The following is a 25,631-nucleotide window of genomic DNA, read 5'->3' on the forward strand; positions in this document are numbered from 1 at the left end:
CCCGACCGCAGCCTGACTGCCGCTGCAAATCAGGCCGCAAGTATATCGTATCGCCCGCCGCCAGCCCGCGCTGCGCTTGCGTTTTCATGTTCAATCCGGTGCTTTCTTGAACTCATCGCCTGCTGTTTCTGCTGCTCCGCCCGCACCCCGTGTGTCCGCCTGCCCGGGCTTGCTTAATATCGTGCCCACCGGCGATGGCGGCCTGTGTCGTATTCGTTTGCCGGCGGGCGTGTTGCAGGCCCGCCAGGCCCACGCGGTGGCCGACGCGGCGGCGCAATTTGCCAGTGGCGTGATCGAGGCCACCAACCGCGCCAATCTGCAAATCCGGGGCGTGCGGCCCGGCGCAGAAAGCGCCTTGATCGAAGCCTTGCTGGCGGCCGGGCTGGGGCCGCAAGACGGCGCCGGTTCGCTGGCCGAGCGCGACGGTGTGCGCAATGTGATGATCAGCCCGCTGGCTGGACGCGATGCGGCCGCCATGCTCGATACGCGCCCGCTGGCGGCGCAATTGCTGGCAGCGCTGCAAGCTGAGCCGCAATTTGCCGCGCTGTCGCCCAAGTTCTGTGTGCTGCTGGATGGCGGCGAGGCCCTGTCCGCCATCGATCATCCGCACGACGTCTGGCTGGCCGCCTTGCCTGGCGAGCGCGGCGCGGCGCGCATGGCGCTCGGGCTGGCGGGTTGCCCGGCGGATGCCGCCCATGGCGCGCCGGTATGGGCCGTGGTGCCGGCCGAACAGGCCGTGACGGTGGTGCTGGCGCTGCTGCGCGCTTTTCTGGCGCTGGCGACGCCGCAGCAACATCGCATGCGCGATGTGCTGGCCACCCACGGCGGCGCGGCGCTGTTGCAGCAAGTGCAAGCGCAGCTGCCGTTTGCGCTGGACGCCGCCGCCATGCCGCCGCGATGGCAACGCCCGGCCACGCCTGCTCAGGCCCGCATCGGCATCCATGCACAAGCGCACACGCTGACCGCAGCGCCGATGTACTATCTCGGCGCGCAATGGCCGCTGGGGCGCTTGAACCCGGCGCAATTGCGGCAACTGGCCGATGCCAGCGACGGCATTCTGCATCTGACCCCATGGCAAGGCGTGCTGCTGCCCGATCTGAGCGCGCCACGCGCGCGGCAGCTGCAGCGCCAGTGGCAAGCGCTGGGCTTGCTCACCGAGCGCAGCGCGCCGCTGGCGCATCTGATTGCCTGTGCCGGGCGCAGCGGCTGCAAGCGCGCGCTGGCCGACGTCAAAGCCGATGCCGTCACGCTGGCGGGCTGGCTGGACCAGCCGCACGCGGTGCATCTGACTGGCTGTGTTCGTTCTTGCGCCGCCGCACATTGCGCGCCGTGGACGCTACTGGCCGTGGCGGACGGTCATTACGACCTCTATCAATACAACGGAGCTGCCGGTTTTGGCGCGCCGTATGCAACAACCATAACGTTAGCCCAGGCCGCGCAAATGCTGAATGCGCAGCCCACCCAACCCGGATTGATTTAATGCTCGATTACCTTCGCGACGGCCAGGAAATCTATCGCCGCTCGTTTGCCACCATCCGCGCCGAAGCGGACCTTGGCGCCATCCCGCCCGATCTGGAAAAACTGGCCGTACGCGTGATCCACGCCTGCGGCATGACCGACGTGGTGCAAGACCTGGCGTTTTCTGCAGGCGCCGGTACCGCGGGCCGCGCGGCTTTGCGCGCGGGCGTGCCAATTTTATGCGATGCCCGCATGGTGGCCGAAGGCATTACCCGCGCGCGCTTGCCCGCGGATAACGCGGTGATCTGTACGCTGAATCAGCCGCAAGTGGCGGGCCTGGCCAGCGAGCTGGGCAATACGCGTTCCGCCGCCGCACTGGAACTATGGCGGCCCCATCTGGCGGGCAGCGTGGTGGTGATTGGCAATGCGCCCACCGCTTTGTTTTATCTGCTGGAAATGCTGGATGCCGGTGCGCCCAAACCGGCGCTGATCCTCGGTTTTCCGGTGGGCTTTATCGGCGCGGCCGAATCCAAAGCCGCGTTGGCCGCCAACAGCCGTGGCGTGCCGTTTGTAGTGGTGCAGGGCCGCCGTGGCGGCAGTGCCATGGCCGCTGCCGCCGTCAACGCGCTGGCGACGGAGGCGGAATGAGCACACCTCAGTTGGGCCGTCTGCTCGGCCTCGGCGTCGGGCCCGGTGATCCGGAGCTGATCACCGTCAAAGCCCTGCGTTTGCTGCAGTCCGCGCCGGTGGTGGCGTATTTCGTTGCCAAAGGCAAAAAAGGCAATGCCTTCAGCATCATCGAACAACATCTGACCGCCACGCAGCAGCAAGTGCCGCTGGTGTATCCGGTGACCACCGAAGCGCTGGCCCCGCCGCTGGATTATGAAAGCGTGATTGCCGATTTCTATGACACCGTGGCCGCACAGCTGGCGCTGCAGCTGGATGCGGGCCGCGATGTGGCGGTGATTTGCGAAGGCGATCCGTTTTTCTACGGCTCGTATATGTATCTGCACGACCGGCTCGCCGCGCGCTATCCGGCCGAAGTGGTGCCGGGCGTGTGTTCCATGCTCGGCGGCGCGGCGGTGCTGGGCGTGCCGCTGGTGTATCGCAATCAGAGCTTGAGCGTGCTGTCGGGCGTGCTGCCCGAAGCGGAACTCAAGCGGCGTCTGGCTGATGCCGAAGCGGCGGTCATCATGAAGCTGGGGCGCAATTTCGACAAAGTGCGCCGCGTGCTGCAGGACCTGGGCCTGGCCGAACGCGCGCTTTATGTAGAACGCGCCACCATGGCCAATCAACGCATCGTGCCGATTGATGAAGTGGAGCCGATGGCGTCACCGTATTTTTCCTTGCTGGTGGTGCCGGGGCAGAAATGGCGCGGTTAGAACAGGACTTCGCTGGCGCCGCCGTGCTGATTCTGGGTAGCGGCGCGCTGGCCACTGCACGGCGTATCCAGGCGGCGTTGCCGGGTGCGCAGGTGCATGCGCTCAGCGGGCGCGTGCAGGCCGATGTGGCGTATGCCGATCTGAGTGGCCACTTGCGTGCGCTGTATGCGCGCAACGTGCCCATCATCGCCTTGTGCGCGGCGGGCATAGTCATACGCTGCATTGCGCCGTTGCTGGCCAACAAAGGCAGCGAGCCGCCGGTGTTGGCGGTGGCGGAGGACGGCAGCGCCGTGGTGCCTTTGCTGGGTGGGCTGACCGGTGCCAATGTGCTGGCACGCCGGGTGGCGGCGGCGCTGGCGGTGGCGCCCGCGATTACTACCAGCGGCGAACTGCGCTTTGGCACGTGTTTGCTCAACCCGCCAACGGGCTATGCACTGGCGGATCTGGAACAGGGCAAACGTTTTGTGTCCGATCTGCTGGCTGGTGCGGCTACACGGGTTGAGGGCGACATGCCGTGGCTGGCTGCGGCGCAATTGCCGCTGCAGGATGCCGCAGATCACGCCATCCGCCTGAGCCCCTATCTATGGCAAGGCGCGCGCAATGAGCTGGTGATCCATCCACGTTGCGTGCTGGCCGTACTGACTTCAACAGAAGATATGGTGGCGCGCGTGCAAGCGGCGCTGGCGACGCACGGCTTGGCGGCGCAGGCCTTGGCGGCGCTGGTGCTGCCTTTGCATTTGTCGAGCACATTGGCCGCCGCAGCGGCGCAAGCCCTGGGCGTGCCCTTACGTTTGCTCGATGACGCCGATGTGCTGCCGCTGGCAAGCATGCAGACGCTGACCCCGACCGATGCCACGGTCACCGTGCTACTGGCCGAGCGTGCCATCGACATCGAGCAGATCGGCCGCCCGCGCGGCCGCCTCAGCGTGCTGGGCCTCGGCCCCGGCCGTGCTGATCTGCTGGCCCCCGCCGCGCGCCTGGCGCTGGATCAGGCCACCGATGTGCTGGGCTATGACACCTACGTCAAAATGGCCGGGCCGTTTGGTGCCGGGCAGATTGTGCATGGCACGGACAACCGCGAAGAAATGCAGCGCGCACGCCATGCCTTTGAACTGGCGCTGGCGGGCAAGCGGGTGGTGATGGTGTCGTCGGGCGATCCCGGCGTGTTTGCCATGGCGGCCGCGGTACTGGAAGCGCTGGAAGCCAGTGAGGACGCACGCTGGGGTGGCATCGAGCTGGAAATCATCCCCGGCATTTCGGCAGCGCTGGCTACCGCGGCGGTGGCGGGCGCGCCATTGGGGCATGACTTCTGCATGCTGTCTTTGTCGGACAATCTCAAGCCGTGGGCGGTGATCGAACAGCGGCTGGCGCACGCGGCAGCGGCCGATCTGGCGCTGGCGTTTTACAACCCGATTTCGCGGGCGCGCCCGTGGCAACTGGAGCGCGCGCTCGACATCGTGCGCGGCCATCGTCGCCCCGAAACCGTGGTGGTACTGGGCCGCGACATCGGCCGCCCCGGCGGCACGCTGCGCACGCTTACGCTGGGCGAACTGCAAGCCAGCGACGTGGATATGCGCACCATGGTGTTGATCGGTTCATCCATGACCCGCCGTTTTCAGCTCGGCCACAGCCCCGAATGGACCTACACCCCCCGCTGGTACCCCAACCCCGATGCATAGGGTGGGTCATGACCCACCACCTAAAGCCGTCAAGCAGGAGAGGGCATGTTCTTCTTCGCGGCTTTGAATGGTGGGTCATGACGGGGACGCCGAGTCCCACCCTATGAAGCGCGGTGGCTGAATTACAACTTCCACGCTGTGCGCAGCGTGGCGCAGCGGCCCAGCCGCAGCGGGCCGGTTTCGAAGTCCACAATGTGGATTTCATCGGCGTGGCTGGGGCGGCTGGGCGTTTCGGTGCTGCGGCCGTCGGTCAGCAGCCACAGATGCCGTTGTTGCGCCGGGTGCAGCCGGGCGGCGCGGGCGAGTAGCGCGTCGGCCTTGTGCAGCGCCAGCCGCAAAGGTGTGCCGCCGCCGCCCGTCAACGGCGCAAGCCAGCGTTCGTTCCACCAGCGCGGCACGGCCGGGCCAAAGCGAAGGTCGGCCTGTTGTCCGCCAAAACAGATCAGCGCTGCCATCGCGCGTTGTTGCGCCGCCTGATCGAACATCGACGCCAACCAACCTTTAGCCAGCGCCAGTTGTTCGCCGCGCAACATCGACGCCGAACAATCCAGCACAAAACAATGCAGCACGCCTGCAGGCGCGCGTTGCGCTTGATAGCGCAAGTGTTCGGCCGCCAGCATCGCACCCGCCTTGGCCTGCAAGGTGCGTGGCCAGTGCAGGCGTGGGCCGGCCGCGCCATATGCCGCGCGCACGCTACCTTTGCCTTGTTGCCACCGGGCACCGCTACGCACCGTAGCGGCGGCTTTGCTTCGATGGCTCAGGTTTTTTTTGCCGACAGCGGTAGCACCGCTTTAACGGCGGTAAGCCCGGTGTTCTGCGGCGGCAGATAGCCCCAATCGCCTTCAGCCGCAGCCGGCTCAGTGGGCGTGGCGGCCGCGCTAGCCGGTGGCCGCGATGACGCAGGCGGCGGTGGTGCGCTGTCATGACCACGCCGATGCCGCAGCACCGCCGGCGCCACCGTATCAACATGCGCCAGCGTCATCGCCGCCGCGCCTTCCAGCGCCGCCAGCGCCCGCGCCGCGCGCAACATCACCAGATCGGCGCGCAAGCCGTCCACCTGGGCGGCGATGCACAGCGCGCTGACGTGCGCATGCACCGCATCGCTAAACGCCAGCGTATTCAGCCGTGCGCGTGCGGCGTGGATTTGCTCGGTCAGTGCACGTTGCAGTTCGGCGTAACCAGCGCGAAACGCCACCGGGTCCAGTTCAAACTGCAGGCGCGCTTTGACGATTTGTTGTCGCACGCCCGCATCAAAACAGTTTTCCAGCTGCACCATCAGGCCGAAGCGATCCAGCAATTGCGGCCGCAATTCGCCTTCTTCCGGATTCATGGTGCCAATCAAGGCAAAGCGCGCGGCGTGGCTGTACGACACGCCGTCACGCTCCACCGTATTGATGCCGCTGGCGGCGGCGTCGAGCAGGGTATCGACCAGCGCGTCGGGCAGCAGATTGATTTCGTCCACATACAGCACGCCCTGATGCGCGCGCGCCAGCAAGCCGGGGGCAAAACGCACGGCGTTATCTTGCAGCGCCGCATTCAGATCGAGCGAGCCGGTCACGCGATCCTCGCTGGCGGCCAAGGGCAGCGTCACCAGTTGGCCTTCGGGCAGCAGTTCGGCCAGTGCGCGCGCAGCGGTTGATTTGGCCGTGCCGCGCGGGCCACTCACCAGCACGCCACCCAGGCCCGGGTCGATTGCCGCCAGCAACAAGGCTTGTTGCAACTCGGTCTGGCCGATCAGGGCCGCAAACGGAAACGCCAGCGGTGCGGCCACGGTGGCCGGGGAAAGTGTCATCAGAGGCGTCCTTCCAGCTGTTGTTCGCTGGCCAGTAAATGCTGTTCAACCTGGTCGCGATACGCGCCCGGCTGTTGCCACAAACCGCGTTGCATGGCTTCGAGCAAACGCTCGCAAATGCCGTGCAAAGCATGGGGATTGTGCTGCTGCAAAAATTCGCGGGTGGCGGCGTCGTTAAGATAAGCGTCGGTGACCAGCGCATATTGATGGTCAGCCAGCACGCGCGCGGTGGCGTCGTAACCGTACAGATAATCAACGGTGGCGGCGATTTCGGCCGCGCCTTTGTAGCCGTGGCGTTTTACCCCATCCAGCCATTTGGGATTGACCACGCGCGAGCGGATAACGCGGGCAATTTCTTCCTGCAAGGTGCGGATGCGGGGTGCGGCCGGATTACTGTGGTCGCCGTGATAAATGCTGGGTTGCTGCCCGGACAAATGCCGCACCGCCGCCGTCATGCCGCCCTGAAACTGATAGTAATCGTTGGAATCGAGCACATCGTGTTCGCGGCTGTCCTGGTTTTGCAGCACCACATCCAGTTGCGCCAGGCGCTGGCCAAACCGCGCATGCGCGGCTTCGCCGTCGCTGTGTTGCGCATAGGCGTAACCGCCGCTGTGTTGATAGGCCGCGGCCAGATCGGCATCGCTGTGCCACTGGCGCTGATCGATCAGTTCTTGCAGCCCGGCGCCATAACTGCCTGGCCGCGCGCCAAACACGCGCCATCCGGCCTGGCGCCGCGCTTCATCCGCGGCCATGCCTTGCGCTTGCAGCGCATCGCGTTCCCGCAGGATGCGGGCGCGGATCGGGTTAACCGCTTCGGGTTCATCCAGCGCCGCCACGGCTTGCACGGCGGCGTCGAACAGATGGATCAGATTGGCAAAGGCATCGCGAAAAAAGCCGGATACGCGCAGCGTGACGTCGATGCGCGGGCGGTCAAAGATCTCTAGCGGCAGGATTTCAAAGTCGGTAACACGATGGCTGCCTTGCGCCCATTTGGGCCGTACGCCCAGCAAGGCCAAAGCCTGCGCAATATCATCGCCGCCGGTGCGCATGGTGGCGGTGCCCCATACCGACAGCCCCACTGCACGCGGAAAATCACCGTGATCTTGCAGGTGGCGTTCCAGCAATTGCTGCGCCGATTTAACCCCGAGCGACCATGCCGCAGGGGTGGGCAGGGCGCGGGTATCGACGGCATAGAAGTTGCGCCCGGTGGGCAGCACATCGGGCCGCCCGCGCGTGGGCGAGCCACTGGGGCCAGCCGGCACAAACCGCCCGGCCAGGCCACGTTGCAGCTGTAGCGCTTCTTGTGGGCCGCAGGCGTCCAGCGCCGGTGCCAGCGTGCTTTGTACGCGGGCCAGAACCGCGCTGGATTGTGCCCCGATCACGTCGACCGGCGCGCCTGCGGCTAGCTGTTGCAGCAGGTGGCTGGCCAGCGCTTCGAGGCGCTCGCGCGTGTCGCCGGTATGGCGCCAGGCATCGGGCAGGATATTGCTCAGGATGGCGGGGCGCGGCCCGTGCCATGGTGCGGCCCAGTCCGCCTGTAGCGGATCAAACTGCGCGCCCAGCTGTAGATCGTGCGCCAGGGCGGCGATCAAACCGGCGTTGGCGCCCTGGCCATCGCCCACCGGAAAACGCGCCAAAGCCTGCAAGGTATCGCGCCGCTGCCGCCCCTGCGGCGATACGCCAAAGATATGCAGACCATCGCGGATTTGCGCTTCTTTCAGCTCGCACAACCAGGCGTCGACGCGGGTCAGTAGCGCATCCTCATCCGCGTCCGGCGCAGCCATGCTCAGTTCTTCGTGCAGCTTGTTGTGCTTGATGGCCTGCAGGATGGTCTGGCGCAGCAAGCGGGCGCGGCGCGGGTCGACCATCAAGGCTTCGTAATATTCGTCGACCTGACGTTCCAGATCCTGCAGCGGGCCATAGTTTTCGGCGCGAGTCAGCGGCGGCATCAGATGGTCGATGATGACCGCCTGTGCGCGCCGTTTGGCCTGGCAGCCTTCGCCCGGATCGTTGACGATAAACGGGTACAGATGTGGCAAAGGGCCGAGGATGAGATCGGGCCAGCAAACGGGGCTGAGCGCGACGCTTTTGCCCGGCAGCCATTCCAGATTGCCGTGCTTGCCCAAGTGGATGACGGCATCGATTTGCCAGTGCTGCCGCAACCAGAAATAGAAGGCCAGATAGGCATGCGGCGGCACCAGCTCGGCATCGTGGTAGCTGGCGTAATCGGCCTCGCCCCGGGAACGCGACGGCTGGATGCCGACAAACACATGCCCGCAGCGCCAACCGGCAATCACAAAGCGGTTCTGGCGCAAGCTGGGGTCGGCGTGGGGCTCGCCCCAGCGCGCGTCGATGGCGGCTTTGATCTCTGGCGGCAGCAGCGCCAGTTGTGCCAGGTAATCACTGAGCGCATAGCTTTGCAATGCCGGGCGCAGGGCGCGGGTGTCGGGGTCGTTGGTAACGCCTTGGGTAAGCTGCGCAATCAGCGCGTCGCCATCACGTGGCAAGTCACCGATCTGATAGCCCTGGTCCGCCAGCATCTGCAATACGCCCAGCGCCGAAGCGGGCGTATCCAGCCCGACGCCGTTACCGATGCGGCCTTCGCTCATCGGGTAGTTGGCGAGGATCAGCGCGAGTTTTTTTTCGGCATTGGGCTGGGTGCGCAGCCGACACCAACGCTGCGCCAGCGCCACCACAAAATCGATGCGCTCCAGGTCGGGCTGGTACTGCACCACATCAACCTGGGTGTGCGGGCAATGGTAGGCCAGGCCTTTAAAGCTGATGGCCCGCGTGATGATGCGGCCATCGACTTCGGGCAGCGCCACATGCATGGCGATATCGCGCGAGTTCAGGCCATGGTTGTCGGTTTGCCACGCTTCGCGGTTGCTGCCGGACAGGATGACTTGCAGCACCGGCGCGTCGCCAAACAGATCCAGCGGGGCGGGGTCATCGTGGCCTGGCCCGGTTTGCAACGCACCGGCCGCGAAGGCGGTGGTATTCAGCACCAGCGCCACATTCTGCTCATTGCACAGCTGGCGCTTGACTTGCTGGCTGATCGCATCCTTCAACGAGGTGACCGCCAGCGGCAGCGGGTTGAGGCCGGCCGCCAGCAGCGCATCAATCAGCGCATCAAACACGGCGGTATTGGCCGCTTGCAGATGCGCTTTGTAAAACACCAGCGCCACGGTCGGCGCGTGGGCGTGCCAGCGCGTTTGCCAGTCGGCCACACTGGCTTGCTGCACACCGGGCAGATAGATAGACGCGGCGGGCAAGGCGCGTGGCGCAGCCGGTTCGCTGCCCCAGCCCAGGGTATGGAAGGCAATCGCGCGCAAAAACGCCTCGGCATTCTGCGCGCCGCCTTCGCGCAAATAGCGCCACAGTTGCTGGCACAACGCCGCGGGCACGCTGCTTTTGGCGATCAGATTCGGGTCTTCTTGCAAGTCGCCGGAGAACATCGCCAGTGCCTGCGTTTTGCGCCGCGCCAGCGCCATGGCTTGCTCGATGCCATAGGGCCAGTAACTCTCGCCGCCGAGATGATCAATCACCACGGCCTGGGCGTGTTGCAGCACGTCATCGATATAGAAATCGACCGAAGCCGGTTGCCGCAGAAAGGTCACGTTAGCCAGCCGTACGCTGGGGAAATCCGGCCCCAGCCGCGCCACCGCGCCAGCCAGCAGGGCCAGCGTGGTGTCGGCCGAACTCAGCACCACAATCTGCGCCGGCGCTTGCTCGATGCGGATGACGCCCGCGCTGTCATCAACAAAACCGCCTGGCGTGGTACGCAGCAAATGCATGCGATCAGGCCGCTTGCGTGGCGTGGGCCAGCGCGTCGGTCAGCGCTTGTTGCAAGGTGGCCTGGTCCAGCTCGGCGCCAATCAATACAAAGCGGCTGCTCTGGTTTTCGCCCGCTTGCCAGCGCCGATCAAAATAGCTGTCAAAGCGCGTGCCCACGCCCTGGATGACCAGGCGCATCGGCGCATCGGGCAGGGCGGCAAAGCCTTTTACGCGATAGATGTCGTGCGCTTCGACCAGGCTGCGCAAAGCAGCAATGGTGGCATCGCGCGAACGGGTTTCGGCGTGCACCACCACCGAATCAAAATCATCGTGATGATGGTCCGGATCATCGGCCGAGCCGTGATGGCCATGGCGTTGCTCGATGCCGTCTTCTGAGCGCGCTTCCAGCCCCAGCAGCGTGGCCAGATCCAGTTGGCCGTTTTGCGCACGCACGATTTTGACGTGGGCGGGGATGTCTTCGCGGATGGTGGCCTCTACCGCAGCCACATGCGCCGGGTCAAGCTGATCCATTTTGTTAAGGATGACCAGATCAGCCGCCGAAAGCTGGTCGGCAAACAACTCGTGCAGCGGCGATTCGTGGTCCAGATTGGGGTCGGCCTGGCGTTGCTCATCCACCGCCTGCGGGTTCTCGGCAAACTGGCCGGCCGCGGTGGCGGGGCCGTCCACCACGGTGATGACGGCGTCGACGGTAAAACTGTTCTTGATTGACGGCCAGTTAAACGCCTGCACCAGCGGCTTGGGCAGGGCCAGGCCGGAGGTCTCGATCAGCACGTGGTCGATCTGCTCGCGGCGTTCATTCAGCGCTTCCATCACCGGATAGAACTCTTCTTGCACCGTGCAACACAGGCAGCCGTTGGCGAGTTCATACAGCTGGCCTGCGGTTTCGTTGCCCGCCTCATCGCAGCCGATGCCGCAGCCTTTGAGGATTTCGCCATCGATGCCCAGTTCGCCAAATTCATTGACGATGACCGCAATGCGTTGGCCTTGCGCGTGTTGCAGGATGTGGCGCAGCAGCGTGGTTTTGCCGCTGCCGAGAAAGCCGGTGACAACGGTGACGGGAATTTTGCGCAGTTGCATGAATAAAGCTCCGGGATGGGGTGGGGCACGCTGGGACGGGCGCAGGCGGGGCGCCGGGCGTGTCTGGTAATAGTTACGGTATGATTCTACCAGCGCTGGCGCGGGCGGGTATCTAGCGCCATTCATGCCAGCGCGCAGAATTTTTCATCAGCGGGTGTGGCGCGATATGCGGAAATGGGCGGTAGGCATCGGCTGCAGGCAGGCAGCCACGGCACAGCAGATTGCCGCGGCGGTACACGCTGCCTTATCCGCCGTGCACGCTCGCGTTGAGCACATTGCCGTAATAGCCACGCTGGAACGCAAACGCCATCACCCCGGTTTGCTGGCATTTTGCCGCGAGCACGCGCTGCCGTTGCAGGTGTTTAGCGCCGCGCAAATCAACGCCGTACCCGTTAGCTGGATACCCTCCGCCGCAGCGCTGACGCAACTGGGTGTTAACGGCGTCAGCGAGCCGTGTGCTTTGCTGGCGGCAGGCGGCGCCGCTTTGGTGTTACCTCGATTTCGACTTGATGGCGTGACTGTTGCCATCGCTCAAACAGGAAGTTCGCAATGAAAACCGACCCCGCCGCGCATCAGCGTATGACGGAGCGCCGTAAAGCCGGCCATGAAAAAAAACAGGCCGAAGCCACCATTGAAAAAGGCTTGCTGATGGTGAACACCGGCACCGGCAAAGGCAAATCCACCGCCGCTTTTGGCATGGCGGTGCGCGTGTTGGGCCATGGCATGAAACTGGGCGTGGTGCAGTTTATTAAAGGCGCGTTGCATACCGCTGAACGCGACTTTCTGGGCGCGGTAGCCACCTGTGATTTTGTCACCATGGGCGATGGCTACACCTGGAATACGCAAGACCGCAGCAAAGACATCGCCACCGCGCGCAAAGGCTGGGACGAAGCGCGCCGCATGATAGCCAGCGGTGACTATCAGATGGTGATACTTGATGAGCTGAACACGGTACTCAAATACGAATATCTGCCGCTGGACGAAGTGCTGAGCGTGTTTGCCGCGCGGCCCGAGATGCTGCATATCGTGGTCACCGGCCGCCACGCGCCGGAAGCGCTGATCGAAGCGGCCGACCTGGTCACCGAGATGACGCTGGTCAAACATCCCTATCGTGAACAACACGTCAAGGCGCAGCGTGGCGTGGAGTTCTAAAGCATGAGCCGCTGTGCCGCCTTGCTGATCAGCGCGCCTGCTTCGGGCTCGGGCAAGACCACCATCACGGCGGGCCTGGCGCGCTATCACCGCCGCATGGGCCGCCGCGTGCGCGTGTTCAAGACCGGGCCGGATTTTCTTGATCCGCAATGGCTGCAAAGCGCCAGCGGCCAGCCGGTTTATAACCTCGACCTGGGCATGGTGGGCGCGGACGGTTGCCGCCAGTTGTTGGCGCAAGCGGCGGCCGAGGCCGATCTGATCCTGATCGAAGGGGTGATGGGTTTGTACGATGGCACGCCCAGCAGCGCTAATCTGGCCATCGCGTTGGGCGTGCCGGTGCTGGCCGTGATCAGCGCCAAGGGTATGGCGCAAAGCTTTGCCGCAATCGCCTACGGTCTGGCGCACTTTCGGGATGACCTGCCGTTTTATGGCGTGCTGGCTAATCGGGTGGGCTCGGCCCGCCATGCCGAATTGCTGCAACAGGCCATGCCAGCAGATTTGCGCTGGCTGGGGCATGTGGCGGCGGAGACGGCGTTAAGCCTGCCTGAACGTCATCTGGGCTTGCAGCAACCGGCCGAAATCGATGACCTGGAAGCGCGGCTTGAACGTGCCGCCGATGCCATTGCCACGACCGCGCTGGCGCAATTGCCGCCGCAGGTGGAATTTGCCACGCCCGCGGCGATGACGCGTGTGCCCCCATTGCTGGCGGGCAAACGCATCGCCATTGCGCGCGATGCGGCGTTCTCGTTTATCTATCCAGCCAACCTGGATTTGCTGCGGGCCATGGGCGCCGAACTGGCGTTCTTTGCGCCGCTGCATAATGAAGCGCTGCCCGACGCGTGCGATGCGGTGTACTTGCCGGGCGGTTATCCGGAATTGCATGCGGCGACGCTGGCCAGCCATCACAGCACCGCAGCCTCGCTGCGCGCACACGTGGCGGCGGGGCGGCCGTTGCTGGCGGAGTGCGGCGGCATGCTGTATCTGGCCGATGCGCTGACCGATGTGGCCGGAAATCGCGTTGCCATGCTGGGCTTGTTGCCCGGCCAGGCGCGCATGCAAACGCGCTTTGCGGCGCTGGGGATGCAGGTGGTGGACAGCGAGCATGGCGTGCTGCGCGGGCATACTTTTCACTATTCCACTTTCGCCACGCCGCTGCTGCCGTGGCGCGTGGCCGCCAACCCGGACAGCGGCAAAGCGGGCGAGGCGTGGTACCGGCATGGCCCGATCACCGCGTCGTATATGCACGCGTACTGGCCCTCCAACCCCGAATTCACCGCCGCGCTATTTTCATAGGGTGGGTCTCGACCCACCATTCAAAGCCGATAGTTCGGAGTGCGATGGCTCAAGATGCCACTTTGCGTGGTGGGTCGAGACCCACCCATAAGCCAGGGGCTTAACCCAGCAGCGCCCAGATCGCATCCATATCCAGCGCCGCCTCGACCGCGTCGGCCAGTTGGTCGATCGATTGCTCGCGCCGCGCGTCGTGGTCTATCTGCGCTACGTCGTTCAGCCCAGCCCAGCGCAACAGCGCGGCGCACGCTGCGGGCGCATCGAACAGACCATGCAGATAAGTCGCCAGCACTTGTCCATCGGCCGACAGCGCGCCTTCGGGCCGTGGTGGCTCGCCCAGATACAGCGCCGGGTTGGCCAGCGCCGGGCCGTGGGTAACGCCCATATGGATTTCATAACCGCGCACCGGTGCTGCCGCAAACGCCAGCTGGCCCGTGGTGTTGATCAGCTGCTTTTCCGGCTCCAGCGTCGTCACATAATCCAGCAAGCCCAGACCCGCCGTTGTGACCACCTCGCTCTCGATGCCATGCGGATCATGCAGTTCGCGCCCCAGCATCTGCATGCCGCCGCACACGCCGATTACCTTGCCCTGATAGCGCAAATGCCGCTGCAGATAAGCGTCCCAGCCATTGGCGCGCAACCAGGCCAGATCGCGCTGCACGCTTTTGCTGCCCGGCAGGATCACCAGATCGGCCGGGGGGATCGACTCGCCCGCTCGCACATAGCTGAAGTCCACTTGCGGGTGCGCCCGCAGCGCATCGAAGTCGGTGTGGTTGGAAATGCGCGGCAGCGCGGGCACCACCACGCGTAGCGCATGCGCCGTGCTGGCGGCAGCACGGCGCGCGCTGGGCAGCATGTCTTCGCCATCCAGCCACAGCCCCGGCACAAACGGCACCACGCCCAGCACGCGTTTGCCGGTTTGCGCTTCTACCCAATCCAGCCCCGGTTTGAGCAAGGCCACATCGCCGCGAAACTTGTTGATGACGACGCCTTTGATGCGGGCGCGCTCGGCCTCCGACAAGCACGCCAGCGTGCCGATTATTTGCGCAAACACGCCGCCGCGATCAATATCGGCGACCAGTATCACCGGCACATCGGCGGCCTCGGCAAAGCCCATATTGGCGATGTCGTTGGCGCGTAGATTAACCTCGGCCGGGCTGCCCGCGCCTTCGATCAGCACGCAATCCATGCGCTGCTGCAGACGCCCGAACGAGGCCAGTACCGCTTGCAACGCCTTGGGTTTGAACGCGTGATACGCCACCGCGTTGTAATTGCCGACCGCATGGCCGTGGATAATCACTTGCGCCCCGATATCGCTATTGGGCTTGAGCAACACCGGGTTCATATCGACCTCGGGCGCGATACCCGCTGCCAACGCCTGCCACGCCTGAGCGCGGCCGATTTCGCCGCCGTCTACGGTGACGGCACTGTTGAGTGACATGTTTTGTGGCTTGAACGGCGCCACCTGCCAGCCGCGTCGGTGCGCCAATCGACACAAAGCGCCCACCAGCGTGCTTTTGCCGGAATCGGAGCTCGTACCCTGTATCATCAACGCGCCGGACATTTCGACTTTCCTTCGTTCAGATCAAGCAATGCGTAAAAACCTGCGGCATTATGCCATCCCTCATTTAATCCGCCCGCGTGAGGCCGTCCGCCATGTGGCCTGACCTGCTCAGCCTGTGCGCCCTGACCTGGGCGGGCGTAGCCATAGACCGCATGCTGGGCGAGCCGCGCCGTTGGCATCCGCTGGTGGGCTTTGGCGGGCTGGCGCAAAAACTGGAACGCAGCGCAAATCCGGACCGGGTGCAGCCCGCTGCGCGCGCGAAGGTCAGGGCGCGGATAGCGGGTGTGGGCGCATGGGCGGTTATGGTGATGTTGCCGGTGGCGCTGGCCAGCGCGCTGGTCTGGCTGTTGCCGTGGCCGCTGGCGTGGTTGTTACATGCACTGTTGCTGTGGTTTGCGCTGGGCGCACGCAGCCTGGACGAACATATCCGCCCGATTGCCACCGCCTTGCTGGCGGGCGATCTGGCCGAATCGCGCCGCCTGACTGCACGCATTGTCAGCCGCGATCTCAGCCAGGCCGATACGCCAGCCGTAGCTCGCGCTGCCATCGAATCCGCGCTGGAAAACGGCAATGACGCGATTTTTGCCGCCCTGTTCTGGTTTGCGCTTGCCGGAGGACCGGGCGCGCTGGCGTTCCGGCTGGCCAACACGTTGGACGCAATGTGGGGCTATCGCACACCACGCTTGCTGCACTTCGGCTGGGCCGCCGCGCGCATCGACGACGCGCTTAACTGGGTGCCAGCACGGCTGACGGCGGCGGCGTATGCCTTGTGCGGCAATGCGCGCAGCGCCTGGCGTTGCTGGCAGGCACAGGCGCCGCTCTGGGACAGCCCGAATGCGGGGCCGGTGATGGCAAGCGGGGCGGGGAGTTTGCAGGTTTTATGCGGTGGCGCAGCGTGGTATCACGGTGCCATCGAAGCCCGGCCCACGCTGGGAGAAGGCCAGCCACCGCAAGCGCAGGATGTAGTTCGGGCGATAAATCTGGTAAAACGCGCGGTTCTGCTGTGGTTGGCGCTGCAAACCGTGCTGGCGCTGGCTGTTGTTGTAATCACCCGCTAAATGCAGACCCCGTTAAAGGACGCGATGTTGCAACCCGTTTTCCCCGTAGCGCATGGCGGCAATCTTGGCGCTGCCATCGCGCAGTACGGCCGCCCGCGCGCACAGTGGCTGGATTTGTCCACCGGCATCAATCCGCACGGCTATCCAGTGCCCGCGCTGGATGCCGCAGCATGGTTGCGCTTGCCCGACGACGGCGATGATCTGGAGCAAATCGCCGCCGCGCATTATGGCGCAGCGCAAGCCCTGGCCGTAGCGGGCACGCAAGCGGCCATTCGGATGCTGCCGTTCGTTCTGCCGGTGGGTGCCGTTGGCATTGGCCTGCTGACCTATGGCGAATATGCACCTGCATTCGCCGCCGCTGGCTTTGCGGTGCAGCGTTTTGTAAGCGCTGCCGTGCTTGATTGTGCCGCCGATGCCGACTTTGTGTTGCGACCCGGCAGCGCATTGCCCAGCGCGCTGCGCCACCTGGTGCTGGTCCATCCCAATAATCCCACTGCCGAGCTTTACCCCAGCGCCGTACTGCTGGATTGGCATGCGCAACTGCGCGCGCGCGGCGGTAGCTTGATTATCGATGAAGCTTTTTTCGATGCGCTGGACGCCAGCAGCATGGCGGCCCACAGCGCGCTGGAAGGCTTGATTGTGTTGCGCTCGGTGGGCAAGTTTTACGGCCTGGCGGGCGCGCGTGTGGGCTTTGTGCTGGCCTCGGGCGATGTGTTGCAACGCCTGGCTTTGCTGCGTGGGCCATGGACGATTTCCGGTCCGGCCCGCGCCATCGTGCGCCAGGCGCTACTGGATGATGCCTGGCACACTGCAACCGCCGTGCAATTGCGCGCGAGCGGCGCCCGCCTGGCGCAATTGCTGGCCGCACGTGGCTGGCCTGTGGCCGCCACGCCGTTGTTTGCCTGGACGCGCACGCCGGACGCTGCCGCCTGGCAACACCTTCTGGCCGAGCAGGGCATCTGGGTACGCCGCTTTGACCACGTACCCAGTCTGCGCTTTGGTCTGCCGCCCGATGCAGCGGGCTGGCAACGGCTGGCGCAGGCGCTGGCTGCTTTCCCTCTTTGATTGTTGATCTTCAGGCCCGACCGTGACCCATTCCGAACTGCCGCCACACCTTGATCTGAACCATTTTGCCGCCCCCGAGCACGCCGCCTTGCTGCTGCCCGGCGCAAGCACGCGTGCGCCGCGCATTCTGATGTTGTATGGCTCATTGCGCGAGCGTTCCTACAGCCGTTTGTTGAGCGAAGAAGCCGCCCGTTTGCTCAGCGCCATGGGTGCTGAGGTGCGCGTGTTCAACCCTAGCGGCTTGCCGTTGCCGGACGAGGCTTCAGAAAACCACCCGAAAGTGCTGGAATTGCGCGAACTGGCGCGCTGGTGTGAAGGCATGGTCTGGTGTTCGCCTGAGCGCCACGGCGCCTTGACCGGGGTGATGAAAGCGCAAATCGACTGGATTCCGTTGTTTGCCGGTGGCACGCGGCCCACGCAAGGCAAAACGCTGGCGGTGATGGAAGTCTGCGGCGGCGTGCATTCGTTTAACGCCGTTAACCAGATGCGCCAGCAGGGCCGCTGGATGCGCATGCTGGCGGTGCCGAATCAGGTTTCGGTGCCCGCCGCGTTTAATGAATTTGATGAGGCTGGCCGCATGCTGCCGGGCGAGTATTACGATCGCACCGTGGATGTGATGGAAGAATTGCTTAAATTTACTTTGTTGACGCGTGCGGTCTCGCCGTATTTGACCGACCGCTATAGCGAGCGTAAAAAACGCGCCGAAAAAGCGGCTAAAACCGATTAAATCCGCGGGCCCACGCCCGATTGGCAGCAGGACAACAAAATGAAAAAGATACTGGTCATCGGCATCGGTGCGGGCAATCCGGAATACATCACCATGCAGGCGGTAAAGGCGCTTAATCGCACCGATGTGTTTTTTATCCTCGATAAAGGCAGCGCCAAAGAAAAGTTGACCCAGTTACGCAAAGAGATTTGCGAGCGTTATATCCAGCAGCATGACTACCGCCTGGTGGAGGCCACCCTGCCGGAACGCACGCGCGGCGTGCCCGACTATCACGGCGCGGTGGTTGATCTGAATCTGGCCAAAGAAGAATTGTTTGAACAACTGATCAATGATGAATTAGCGGACGGGCAATGCGGCGCATTCCTGGTCTGGGGCGATCCGGCCTTATACGACAGCACAATCCGTATCCTGAACCAACTGATCCAGCGTCGTGGCCTGCAGCTGGAATATGAAGTCATCCCCGGTATTACCAGCATTCAGGCTTTGACCGCCCAACATAAAGTGCCTTTGAACGAAATTGGCGGTGCCGTGGAAATTACCACCGGGCGCAGATTATCCGACGGCATGGTCGGCTATGGTTCGGCCATGGTGGTGATGCTGGATGCTGAAAACAGCTATACCAAAGTGCCAGGCGACGAATATGAAATTTATTGGGGCGCGTATATCGGTACGCCCGATGAAATTCTGATCCACGGCCGGGTGAAGGACGTTGCCGCGCAAATTGAACAAGTCAGAAACGCTGCGCGCGCGCAGCACGGCTGGATTATGGATACGTATTTATTGAAGCGTATCAAACAGTAAGGGTACAGCCCTTATCCCGGCCAGACTTCTTCCAGAAAGGCAATCACCGCATTCACCCGTGGGTTATCGCGCAGCGAGCGGTGCTGGCATAACCAGACTTCGCGCGCTAATTCGGGCGCATCCAGCACCCGGCAAAACGAGGGGCTGATATGCGCGGTAAATTCCGCCATCAAGCCTAATCCTGCGCCGGCATGCACTCCGTCATAAATGCTCAATGCGTTATTGCCGCGCAACCATGGCTGCGGCGCACCGGGCAGGGCATTCAGCCAGCTATCCATCATCTGGTCGGCGCGCGATTCATCCAGCCCGATAAAATCCAGCGCCTGCCATTGCCGCCGGGCAATGGCGTCGGCATGGGCATCGACATAAGTCTGATTGGCATACAAGCCAAATTCGATTTGCCCCAGCCGTTTACCCAGTAAATCGCCAGTTTCCGGCGGACCATAGCGCAACAGGATATCCGCTTCGCGTTTGGCCAGATTAAATGGGTATTGCGAGGCCAATATCTCCAGATGCAATGCTGGATGACGCTGGTGGATGCTCGGAATTAACGAGGTCAGTAAAAAGCACAGCCACTCATCCGCATTAATCCGGACCGTGCCTTCGATTTCTTCCGGCGTATCGGCCTCGCGCAGGATTTCGTTGGCAGAGCCTTCCATTTGTTCCGCCCACGCCGCGATGCGCAGGCCCAAGGAGGTGGCTTCACAGCCGGTGGACGTGCGTTCCACCAGCTTGCCACCGAGCTGTTCTTCCAGCGTATCCAGCCGCCGCGACAAGGTGGCGCTACTCAGGCGCAGGCGCTCTGCCGCAATGCGCAAGTTGCCCGCGCGCACTACCGCCAGCAGTACCCGAATATTGTCCCAGTCGACGCGTTGCATATATGAAACCCGGTGGCTTGATATTGGTGGTTGATCGACATAAATGTAAGCCCTATAGTCCAGCGTTGCAAATAAGTAGGGTTTTTGTGATGTCGAATGACAAAAGTATGCTGGAGCGCGTGCTGCATGCCGTTTGTTTTGAGGCGATCGCGCTGGTGATCTGCGTCCCTGCGCTCACGCTGCTGATGGACCAGCCGCCATTGGCGTTGGGCACGCTGACTCTGGCAATTTCGCTGACCGCAACGCTGTGGAATATGACGTACAACACGCTATTTGATCGCCTGCAACAGCGCTGGGGCTTCAAGCGGACCTGGTGGGTGCGGGTGTGGCATACGCTGGGCTTTGAGGCTGGTTTGATGGCGGTGGTATTGCCTATGGCGGCGTGGTGGCTGTCGATTACTTTGCTGCAGGCGCTGGCGATGGAAGTTGGATTGCTGCTGTTCTTTTTGCCGTATGCCTATTTGTATAACCTGGGCTACGACCGGCTGAGAGAAGTATGGTGGAGTCGGCGCAGGAAAGCGGCGGCATGATGGGCGCCGCTTTTCACCGCTGTGCCGACTGGGCGGCGTTAACCGTTTTGCCCGGCGCAACGCCATAAAGCGCAGCCGCGTGCAGCGGTTTCCGGCCGCTTGACGGCTTGCCACCACGCCGAGACCGGGAATTGGCCCGCGCTGAATACCTCGCCCAATTTCGGCGTCGCCATCGGCAATCCACGCTGTTGTGCCAAGGCAAAGCTGCGCCGCACCGGTTCATCCCAGGCGTGGGTCGAAAGCTGAAACATGCCCCAATGCGCGGGCACAAATAGCTTGCTGCGCAAATCAATGGCGGCCTGAATGGTTTCTTCCGGTTGCATATGCGAATCGGCCCAGCGCAGATCATATTGCCCATTCTCGATCAGGCTAATGTCGAACGGGCCGTAGCGCTCGCCGATATCGGCAAAGTGTTTGCCATACGAAGAATCGCCGCTATAAAACAGTTTTTCTTGTTCGGTGGAGATAATCCACGATGCCCAAAGCGTGCGTGCGCGATCAAACAGACCGCGGCCGGATTCGTGCCGTGCCGGCGTAGCGACAAAATGCAAATCACCGCGTTGCACGCTGTCATGCCAATTTAATTCGCTGATACGCGTGGATGCGATGCCCCAGCGCTGCAATACGTCTGCCAGGCCCAAGGGCACAATAAATTCGGCGCTTTTGTCGGCGAAACAACGCACGGTTTTTTCATCAAGATGATCGTAGTGGTCATGCGAAATCACGATGAAATCGATCTGCGGCAAGTCAGCTAATGCCACTGGTGCCGCCTGAAAACGCTTCCAGCCAAAACCCATCGGCGAGACCGAATCGGAGAAAACCGGATCCAGCAAAATCGTGCGGCCCGCCATATGCAAAACAAACGTCGAATGCCCCAGCCAGATCAATTTGAGCGTGGGCGCGCGTTGGGTAAATTCGCTCCAATCTACGGATGCCACCGGCAATGGCGCCGGTGGGCGTGTGCTGGCATCGAAAAACAATTTGTGGATGACATCAAACACATCGGTAAAACTGAATTTGATCGGACGCGCTGGCTCGGCATTCTGGAAACGCGGCGATGTTCTGGTGGCTTGGACAGGGTTACGGGCGTTCATTGTTAAGGCTCCAGGTGGCGGAGAATAGCGCTTGCGGCCATTGTTAAGCGCCTACTCACTCATTTAAAACATGCATTTTTGGCGCCACTCATAGGGCGCCATCAGGTTTTTAAAGATGCGACAAACCGTCCCATAAAAAAGCAAATCCAGCCGCCTTGTAGTGCTGGGCTTCTGCCGGATTGTTTGCAGCGAAATTCATGGTGGCCTCGGCCAGATTGCCCAATAGCATTTCAGAAAACGCCGTCGATTGTTCGGCGGAAAGCCCGGCAAATACTTTGCCGACAATCTCGCTGATATCCGGAAACATCGCATGTGCCTGGGCACGCGTTTCCGGGCGGATTTTGTCGGAGACATGCAATTGGCTCATCGCCCGGCTGGCCAGCGGATGCGCTATGCCCCAATCGATATACAAATCCCATAAGGCATGCGTGCGCTGCTTGAGCGATCCCGTCGTCACATCGCTGTTGGCAATGGCAGCGCATAGCCCGGTTTTAAGATGGAGATAGAGCTGATTAAGTAACTCGTCTTTGGTGGCGAAATAGCGAAACAAGGTCCCTTCCGCCACGCCAGCTTGCCTGGCAATCTGCGCCGTCGGCGCGCCAACGCCTTGTTGTGCAACGAGTTCCGTTGCAGCGTCGAGCAGGGCAAATTGTTTGTCTTCGCTAAGTGGGCGCGCCATGGTTGGCAAAACCGATGAGTGAGTGGTCGCTCAATAATAGGGGCGGTCGGGCCCGATTACAAGCGTAGGCTATCGCGTCGGCCGGGCAGGTAACGGCAACGGCGCGCAGTTTGAGAACGAAATCCCGAGCAAAAGCCAGCAATGACCGCGCCCGGAGAGCCAGCCCAGGCGGCCTCCTCGGGACCCGACCTGGTTTTGTAATGGATTGCGCCAGACGACAATTCACTCGGGTCAACACAACGAATCATAACTATATGAGCGACGAATCTGACGAAGTAATGGGGTGGGCGGGCGCCTTGCTGGGATGGGGTTTTTGCGCAATGAGCACCGCTATTCTGGCCGCCCTGGCCGTGATCGATGCGGGGATTATTTAACCGCTAATCAGAATGCCGAAACACTGGCATCTAATCCGGATTAAAGCGCGTACACCAGGTCATTACCTGGAGATTTGTATGCAAGTTTATATCAACTTCCTGGGGCTATTGCCCCAGTTCGAATTCGACGGCGCGCGCAATGTCGCGGTGAGTCTTTACAACGGCTGCGAAGTCTCTTGCATCAAAGGCAACGAGCGCTATGGCTGCCATGAAATTTGCGTAAGGTGGCCCGATTCCAATATTCCGGAAAGCCGGGTTGATGGCGGCAAATTCGCGCTATTGCAAATTGGTCTAGCCGATACCTTGGGTGGCTTTAATGGCGCGCGCCCATGGTCGGAACATCTGGTGCGCATGTTGCTGGAAAGCCGCGAGCGCGAGCGCGACGCAGACGCTGCCGCGGCTCCGGACGCTGCGGCACCCTAGGGCGCTGCCGCGCCTGCGGCCAAGGGCTGGAAACAGCACCTGAATTTGCTCGCCGTCGACAGCCGCATCGACCAGCGAGGGGGCGGGGGCAGAGCGTTCAAGCATTTAGCCGGGATTTAGATCCGATTGCCTGTTCGCTAATACTTTTCCCTGCATCGCACGGATGAGGTTGCGGCTTGCCGGTCTGTTTTACGATGCCCGGCATCAAGGCACCCATCCGAAAGCCGCCATCTAGGTGGGGATTCTATCGAAGTCCCTTTAAAGCAATACGCGCCACATTTTGCTTTCCTCGACTGCCCACCACGGCATCAGCCCATCGTGATGTTGCGAAAAAGAAGTAACCGGTTACTTATGGAAGACGAAAGGTAGGTGTAGTCCTACAATCGCATTTCCATCGTCAGAGCGCGCCGAAGATGCCAGCTCGGTAGCGCAGTACCGACGTCAAAAAATCCCTTATCTGCCAGATAAGCCCGACACACATATTTAGCACTTATCGCTTTGGAGCGAAGCATGCCTTTAGATTTCGCGGCACTCGTCACCGCATTCAATGAAGAGTATTCGACAGAGAATGAAGCTAAAAGCAACTCGGTGCGAGAACAATTCCTGCAGCGATTCCCCATGGGAAGTCTCACTACGCTGGACCTCGATCAATATGTGGTCGGAATGGTCGCCAAGGATGGCTTCTGTAATTGGGTCGAGAGCCGAACCAGAGACTGGGCAAACATTCAGGGGGCAACGTCAAGCAAGTTCGGCGTGTATTTCGGAACGCTGGGCAAAGACATGGAGCCGAAGTATCGCTTCGTGAAAAGGTGGGGCACAACTTTGCCAGAGGCATGGGAAAACATTCGTCATAGCTTGCTGGAATTGACGCAATTAGGCGCCGCGCCTGTTCACCTTCTGGATTTTGCTGCGATTGATGCTAATCCGCTAACACAAATGTTTAAGGCAAAGATCCTTAGCCTTTATTTTCCAGACAAATTCGTCAACGTTTGCAGTAGCGAAAATATTTCGGGTTTCGCGCAAGTCATGGGATTGACTGGGTTGAAATCTACCGCCCAAATGCAGCACCTTTTGCTGACCGTCAAGAAGGAGAACTCTCTCACTGCCGCCTGGAGTAATCCCAAATTCATGTCCTTTCTGTATTGGGCCTTTGGCCCAGCGTTGGGGAAACCGCCAGTCGCTGTCGAGCCACCAAAAACACGGCAGCCGCGGCGGATTGATTTTGAAATGATCGAAGCGGCACGGCGGATAATAGGGGGTAAAGCTGAGGAATTTGCATGGAATTGGGAGGTTGAGCGCCTGCAGAGAGACGGCAAGAGCGCGCTTGTGCCGGAAATGCAGAACAGGACCGATCGGCCGGGCTATGGATACGACTTTCTTTCGCACACCAGACTTGGCGAAGAGCGATATATCGAAGTAAAAGCTGTTGGACGAGTGCCAAATAGCGAAGACTTCCGCTTTTTCCTTTCGGACAACGAATATCAAACGTCACGTTCGAAAGAGAAGGCCAGCGCCTACTATTTCTATCTGGTCGTTTTTGGTCAAACGGGCCCCGAGTATTTGCTGCCCATACTTGCATCTGAGGTATATCAGCTCGAGACGCTAAAGCCAGCGGCCTATGTTGTTAACCTGGGTCTTCGACGTGGCTCGGCATCCTCTGTCGTCGATGATGAATCCGACCAAAACGATGAGGATTCGGAAGTTGCATCCCCGCGACACGACGCGGTGCAGCGCGATCATTACTGATGTAGCAGCCCGCTAGCGCGCGATTCACGCTTGCGTAGTTACGGTGGCAAATATTGGCTTGTTCACCGCGGGGGAATTGCGCACGGTGTATACGCATGGCTGCGGGGTCGGGAAGGGCAAACTCTCTACGGCGTTTACCGATAACTCGCTCCGAGTGAGGCGGGATTCTGGCGGCCACAACTGGAAGGCAGCGATGGTTTCAGACTTTGCCTCTACGTTGCCTGCCATTTCACGCAAGGCTGTATGGAAACCCGGGGCGCCGGTTATTCTTGAAGATGCATTACGGGGGAGCAGACAATCCGTTCGCTTCTCACTTTGCTGTGCATTAGGCCCACCCGGTTCTCTTACCTAAGCCCCAGCTTTGGTAGTCATCCGAAGGCCAGAAAACGCGGCATTTAAAAAACAGAAATATCCCCGGACATCTCTAATAGACATTGGATATCCCGGAACTCGGTGAATGGCGTCAGTTCGGCGACTGGAGCGATTTGAAATGACTGAATCTGGTGTCAAACGTGCGAGCATCCTTCTGTTGGCTTCGGTTTCTTTGTTGCTCGTCTTTGTGACAGGGGAGCGATATCTGCGGCCGGTACGGGCTGAAGTTAGCCCTGGCATTACTCATGAAATACCCTCCACCGAACTTCCTGCGGTAATCGCACAGGCCAATAAAGGCGATCTGAATGCAACGAAGCGTTTGGCTGGGTATTACCTGATTGCCAGGAATGACGAGATTTCTGCCCTCCCCTGGATGAAAAAAGCTGCCGCACTGGGAGATAAGAGCGCGCAGCATTATGTGCTGGACGCGCTCAATCAAAGCCCCGATCCAAATCAACACAAAGAGGCATTGTCGTTTTCCAGGCAGTGGGGCGTAGCATCCACGCCTTGATAGCAACCCAATTTGATTACCCAGGGTGTTGTAGAGCGCTTGCATAGCTAGAACGCTGCCGGCTAAAACCGGGACTGTTGTTTTGCGGAATTGTCCTCGCACCGGCGCTGCACAGAACCGGGCGCTTGTATTTCCAAGGGGCAAATGAAGTAGTTTTTTTTGAAGCAAAAGCGAAATTGTTGGG

General features: G+C 61.7%; 23 protein-coding genes. 15 read left to right on the forward strand and 8 right to left on the reverse strand.

The features are described from left to right. The first annotated feature begins 106 nt into the window (after nucleotides 1-106). Genes cobG through cobJ form a run of 4 tightly spaced genes read left to right on the forward strand, consistent with a single transcriptional unit; the run spans nucleotide 107 to nucleotide 4,519 of the window. Nucleotides 107-1,480, forward strand: coding sequence for a precorrin-3B synthase (gene cobG, locus ACYQ1A_RS00105; protein ID WP_499359166.1), 1,374 nt, complete (start codon nucleotides 107-109; stop codon nucleotides 1,478-1,480). Beyond that, nucleotides 1,480-2,106 (forward strand): precorrin-8X methylmutase, encoded by a 627-nt coding sequence (locus tag ACYQ1A_RS00110; protein WP_499359168.1) that lies wholly within the window; start codon nucleotides 1,480-1,482, stop codon nucleotides 2,104-2,106. The genes cobG and ACYQ1A_RS00110 overlap by 1 nt, the downstream gene beginning before the upstream one ends. After that, nucleotides 2,103-2,840 (forward strand): precorrin-2 C(20)-methyltransferase, encoded by a 738-nt coding sequence (locus ACYQ1A_RS00115; protein ID WP_499359169.1) that lies wholly within the window; start codon nucleotides 2,103-2,105, stop codon nucleotides 2,838-2,840. Before ACYQ1A_RS00110 ends, ACYQ1A_RS00115 begins: the two co-directional genes overlap by 4 nt. Further along, nucleotides 2,828-4,519, forward strand: a complete 1,692-nt coding sequence (gene cobJ, locus ACYQ1A_RS00120; RefSeq protein ID WP_499359171.1) for a precorrin-3B C(17)-methyltransferase — start codon at nucleotides 2,828-2,830, stop codon at nucleotides 4,517-4,519. Before ACYQ1A_RS00115 ends, cobJ begins: the two co-directional genes overlap by 13 nt. A 122-nt stretch (nucleotides 4,520-4,641) precedes the next feature. On the opposite strand, the gene ACYQ1A_RS00125 is transcribed toward cobJ, so the two are convergent. The 4 genes from ACYQ1A_RS00125 to cobW all read right to left on the reverse strand — a co-directional run bounded on the left by ACYQ1A_RS00125 (nucleotide 4,642) and on the right by cobW (nucleotide 11,183). Further along, nucleotides 4,642-5,211 carry a vWA domain-containing protein gene (locus ACYQ1A_RS00125; protein WP_499359173.1) on the reverse strand — a complete coding sequence of 190 codons (570 nt, stop codon included), beginning with the start codon at nucleotides 5,209-5,211 and terminating at the stop codon, nucleotides 4,642-4,644. A gap of 65 nt (nucleotides 5,212-5,276) precedes the next feature. Then, a complete protein-coding gene (locus ACYQ1A_RS00130) occupies nucleotides 5,277-6,311 on the reverse strand; it encodes a magnesium chelatase ATPase subunit I (RefSeq protein ID WP_499359175.1) in 1,035 nt (344 codons plus the stop codon). After that, nucleotides 6,311-10,105, reverse strand: a complete 3,795-nt coding sequence (cobN, locus tag ACYQ1A_RS00135; RefSeq protein ID WP_499359177.1) for a cobaltochelatase subunit CobN — start codon at nucleotides 10,103-10,105, stop codon at nucleotides 6,311-6,313. Before cobN ends, ACYQ1A_RS00130 begins: the two co-directional genes overlap by 1 nt. A 4-nt stretch (nucleotides 10,106-10,109) precedes the next feature. Beyond that, nucleotides 10,110-11,183, reverse strand: coding sequence for a cobalamin biosynthesis protein CobW (cobW, locus tag ACYQ1A_RS00140; RefSeq protein ID WP_499359179.1), 1,074 nt, complete (start codon nucleotides 11,181-11,183; stop codon nucleotides 10,110-10,112). 166 nt (nucleotides 11,184-11,349) lie between these two features. Here cobW and ACYQ1A_RS00145 point away from each other — a divergent pair, with 166 nt between their 5' ends. Genes ACYQ1A_RS00145 through ACYQ1A_RS00155 form a run of 3 tightly spaced genes read left to right on the forward strand, consistent with a single transcriptional unit; the run spans nucleotide 11,350 to nucleotide 13,628 of the window. Further along, entirely contained in the window at nucleotides 11,350-11,736 is a 387-nt protein-coding gene (locus ACYQ1A_RS00145) for a cobalamin biosynthesis protein (protein ID WP_062225712.1), read from the forward strand. After that, nucleotides 11,733-12,335: a cob(I)yrinic acid a,c-diamide adenosyltransferase gene (gene cobO, locus ACYQ1A_RS00150; RefSeq protein ID WP_499359180.1), complete on the forward strand. Its 603-nt coding sequence runs from the start codon at nucleotides 11,733-11,735 to the stop codon at nucleotides 12,333-12,335. The genes ACYQ1A_RS00145 and cobO overlap by 4 nt, the downstream gene beginning before the upstream one ends. Nucleotides 12,336-12,338: 3 nt before the next feature. Beyond that, a complete protein-coding gene (locus ACYQ1A_RS00155; RefSeq protein ID WP_499359182.1) occupies nucleotides 12,339-13,628 on the forward strand; it encodes a cobyrinic acid a,c-diamide synthase CobB in 1,290 nt (429 codons plus the stop codon). Nucleotides 13,629-13,728: 100 nt separating this feature from the next. Here the strand turns inward: ACYQ1A_RS00155 and ACYQ1A_RS00160 are convergent, their stop codons facing one another. Next, on the reverse strand, nucleotides 13,729-15,189 hold the full coding sequence (locus ACYQ1A_RS00160) for a cobyric acid synthase (protein WP_499359183.1): 1,461 nt from the start codon (nucleotides 15,187-15,189) through the stop codon (nucleotides 13,729-13,731). Between the two features lie 92 nt (nucleotides 15,190-15,281). Between ACYQ1A_RS00160 and cbiB the strand changes: the two genes are divergently transcribed. Genes cbiB through cobF form a run of 4 tightly spaced genes read left to right on the forward strand, consistent with a single transcriptional unit; the run spans nucleotide 15,282 to nucleotide 18,840 of the window. Then, nucleotides 15,282-16,247 (forward strand): adenosylcobinamide-phosphate synthase CbiB, encoded by a 966-nt coding sequence (gene cbiB, locus ACYQ1A_RS00165; protein WP_499359185.1) that lies wholly within the window; start codon nucleotides 15,282-15,284, stop codon nucleotides 16,245-16,247. A gap of 24 nt (nucleotides 16,248-16,271) precedes the next feature. Further along, complete coding sequence (gene cobD / locus ACYQ1A_RS00170) at nucleotides 16,272-17,312, forward strand: threonine-phosphate decarboxylase CobD (RefSeq protein WP_499359187.1); 1,041 nt, start codon at nucleotides 16,272-16,274, stop codon at nucleotides 17,310-17,312. A 22-nt stretch (nucleotides 17,313-17,334) separates the two neighbouring features. Further along, nucleotides 17,335-18,039: an arsenical resistance protein ArsH gene (gene arsH, locus ACYQ1A_RS00175; RefSeq protein ID WP_499359189.1), complete on the forward strand. Its 705-nt coding sequence runs from the start codon at nucleotides 17,335-17,337 to the stop codon at nucleotides 18,037-18,039. A 39-nt stretch (nucleotides 18,040-18,078) separates the two neighbouring features. Beyond that, nucleotides 18,079-18,840 carry a precorrin-6A synthase (deacetylating) gene (gene cobF / locus ACYQ1A_RS00180; protein WP_499359191.1) on the forward strand — a complete coding sequence of 254 codons (762 nt, stop codon included), beginning with the start codon at nucleotides 18,079-18,081 and terminating at the stop codon, nucleotides 18,838-18,840. Nucleotides 18,841-18,851: 11 nt separating this feature from the next. Here the strand turns inward: cobF and ACYQ1A_RS00185 are convergent, their stop codons facing one another. Continuing rightward, nucleotides 18,852-19,718 (reverse strand): LysR family transcriptional regulator, encoded by an 867-nt coding sequence (locus ACYQ1A_RS00185; protein ID WP_499359193.1) that lies wholly within the window; start codon nucleotides 19,716-19,718, stop codon nucleotides 18,852-18,854. A gap of 89 nt (nucleotides 19,719-19,807) precedes the next feature. On the opposite strand from ACYQ1A_RS00185, the gene ACYQ1A_RS00190 reads away from it, so the two are divergent. Further along, complete coding sequence (locus ACYQ1A_RS00190) at nucleotides 19,808-20,248, forward strand: multidrug/biocide efflux PACE transporter (protein WP_499359195.1); 441 nt, start codon at nucleotides 19,808-19,810, stop codon at nucleotides 20,246-20,248. A 38-nt stretch (nucleotides 20,249-20,286) separates the two neighbouring features. On the opposite strand, the gene ACYQ1A_RS00195 is transcribed toward ACYQ1A_RS00190, so the two are convergent. Together ACYQ1A_RS00195 and ACYQ1A_RS00200 are read right to left on the reverse strand one after the other, a co-directional pair. Next, nucleotides 20,287-21,342, reverse strand: coding sequence for an MBL fold metallo-hydrolase (locus ACYQ1A_RS00195; protein ID WP_499359196.1), 1,056 nt, complete (start codon nucleotides 21,340-21,342; stop codon nucleotides 20,287-20,289). 109 nt (nucleotides 21,343-21,451) lie between these two features. Further along, nucleotides 21,452-22,021, reverse strand: coding sequence for a TetR/AcrR family transcriptional regulator (locus ACYQ1A_RS00200; protein WP_499359198.1), 570 nt, complete (start codon nucleotides 22,019-22,021; stop codon nucleotides 21,452-21,454). A 452-nt stretch (nucleotides 22,022-22,473) separates the two neighbouring features. Here ACYQ1A_RS00200 and ACYQ1A_RS00205 point away from each other — a divergent pair, with 452 nt between their 5' ends. The 3 genes from ACYQ1A_RS00205 (at nucleotide 22,474) to ACYQ1A_RS00215 (ending at nucleotide 25,447) form a co-directional block, all read left to right on the forward strand. Beyond that, entirely contained in the window at nucleotides 22,474-22,818 is a 345-nt protein-coding gene (locus tag ACYQ1A_RS00205) for a hypothetical protein (RefSeq protein WP_499359200.1), read from the forward strand. A gap of 510 nt (nucleotides 22,819-23,328) precedes the next feature. Next, on the forward strand, nucleotides 23,329-24,564 hold the full coding sequence (locus ACYQ1A_RS00210) for a protein NO VEIN domain-containing protein (RefSeq protein ID WP_499359202.1): 1,236 nt from the start codon (nucleotides 23,329-23,331) through the stop codon (nucleotides 24,562-24,564). A 490-nt stretch (nucleotides 24,565-25,054) separates the two neighbouring features. Beyond that, entirely contained in the window at nucleotides 25,055-25,447 is a 393-nt protein-coding gene (locus tag ACYQ1A_RS00215; RefSeq protein WP_499359204.1) for a hypothetical protein, read from the forward strand. Nucleotides 25,448-25,631: the final 184 nt, after the last annotated feature.

Source organism: Silvimonas sp. JCM 19000 (genome assembly GCF_054652575.1).

Excerpts from the sequence above, each read along its gene's own strand:
- ACYQ1A_RS00110 (WP_499359168.1), top strand. The coding sequence starts at position 1,480 with ATGCTCGATTACCTTCGCGACGGCCAGGAAATCTATCGCCGCTCGTTT.
- ACYQ1A_RS00115 (WP_499359169.1), top strand. The coding sequence starts at position 2,103 with ATGAGCACACCTCAGTTGGGCCGTCTGCTCGGCCTCGGCGTCGGGCCC.
- cobJ (WP_499359171.1), top strand. The coding sequence starts at position 2,828 with ATGGCGCGGTTAGAACAGGACTTCGCTGGCGCCGCCGTGCTGATTCTG.
- ACYQ1A_RS00130 (WP_499359175.1), bottom strand. The coding sequence starts at position 6,311 with ATGACACTTTCCCCGGCCACCGTGGCCGCACCGCTGGCGTTTCCGTTT.
- cobN (WP_499359177.1), bottom strand. The coding sequence starts at position 10,105 with ATGCATTTGCTGCGTACCACGCCAGGCGGTTTTGTTGATGACAGCGCG.
- cobW (WP_499359179.1), bottom strand. The coding sequence starts at position 11,183 with ATGCAACTGCGCAAAATTCCCGTCACCGTTGTCACCGGCTTTCTCGGC.
- ACYQ1A_RS00145 (WP_062225712.1), top strand. The coding sequence starts at position 11,350 with ATGCGGAAATGGGCGGTAGGCATCGGCTGCAGGCAGGCAGCCACGGCA.
- cobO (WP_499359180.1), top strand. The coding sequence starts at position 11,733 with ATGAAAACCGACCCCGCCGCGCATCAGCGTATGACGGAGCGCCGTAAA.
- ACYQ1A_RS00155 (WP_499359182.1), top strand. The coding sequence starts at position 12,339 with ATGAGCCGCTGTGCCGCCTTGCTGATCAGCGCGCCTGCTTCGGGCTCG.
- ACYQ1A_RS00160 (WP_499359183.1), bottom strand. The coding sequence starts at position 15,189 with ATGTCCGGCGCGTTGATGATACAGGGTACGAGCTCCGATTCCGGCAAA.
- cbiB (WP_499359185.1), top strand. The coding sequence starts at position 15,282 with ATGTGGCCTGACCTGCTCAGCCTGTGCGCCCTGACCTGGGCGGGCGTA.
- cobD (WP_499359187.1), top strand. The coding sequence starts at position 16,272 with ATGTTGCAACCCGTTTTCCCCGTAGCGCATGGCGGCAATCTTGGCGCT.
- cobF (WP_499359191.1), top strand. The coding sequence starts at position 18,079 with ATGAAAAAGATACTGGTCATCGGCATCGGTGCGGGCAATCCGGAATAC.
- ACYQ1A_RS00185 (WP_499359193.1), bottom strand. The coding sequence starts at position 19,718 with ATGCAACGCGTCGACTGGGACAATATTCGGGTACTGCTGGCGGTAGTG.
- ACYQ1A_RS00190 (WP_499359195.1), top strand. The coding sequence starts at position 19,808 with ATGTCGAATGACAAAAGTATGCTGGAGCGCGTGCTGCATGCCGTTTGT.
- ACYQ1A_RS00195 (WP_499359196.1), bottom strand. The coding sequence starts at position 21,342 with ATGAACGCCCGTAACCCTGTCCAAGCCACCAGAACATCGCCGCGTTTC.
- ACYQ1A_RS00200 (WP_499359198.1), bottom strand. The coding sequence starts at position 22,021 with ATGGCGCGCCCACTTAGCGAAGACAAACAATTTGCCCTGCTCGACGCT.
- ACYQ1A_RS00205 (WP_499359200.1), top strand. The coding sequence starts at position 22,474 with ATGCAAGTTTATATCAACTTCCTGGGGCTATTGCCCCAGTTCGAATTC.
- ACYQ1A_RS00210 (WP_499359202.1), top strand. The coding sequence starts at position 23,329 with ATGCCTTTAGATTTCGCGGCACTCGTCACCGCATTCAATGAAGAGTAT.
- ACYQ1A_RS00215 (WP_499359204.1), top strand. The coding sequence starts at position 25,055 with ATGACTGAATCTGGTGTCAAACGTGCGAGCATCCTTCTGTTGGCTTCG.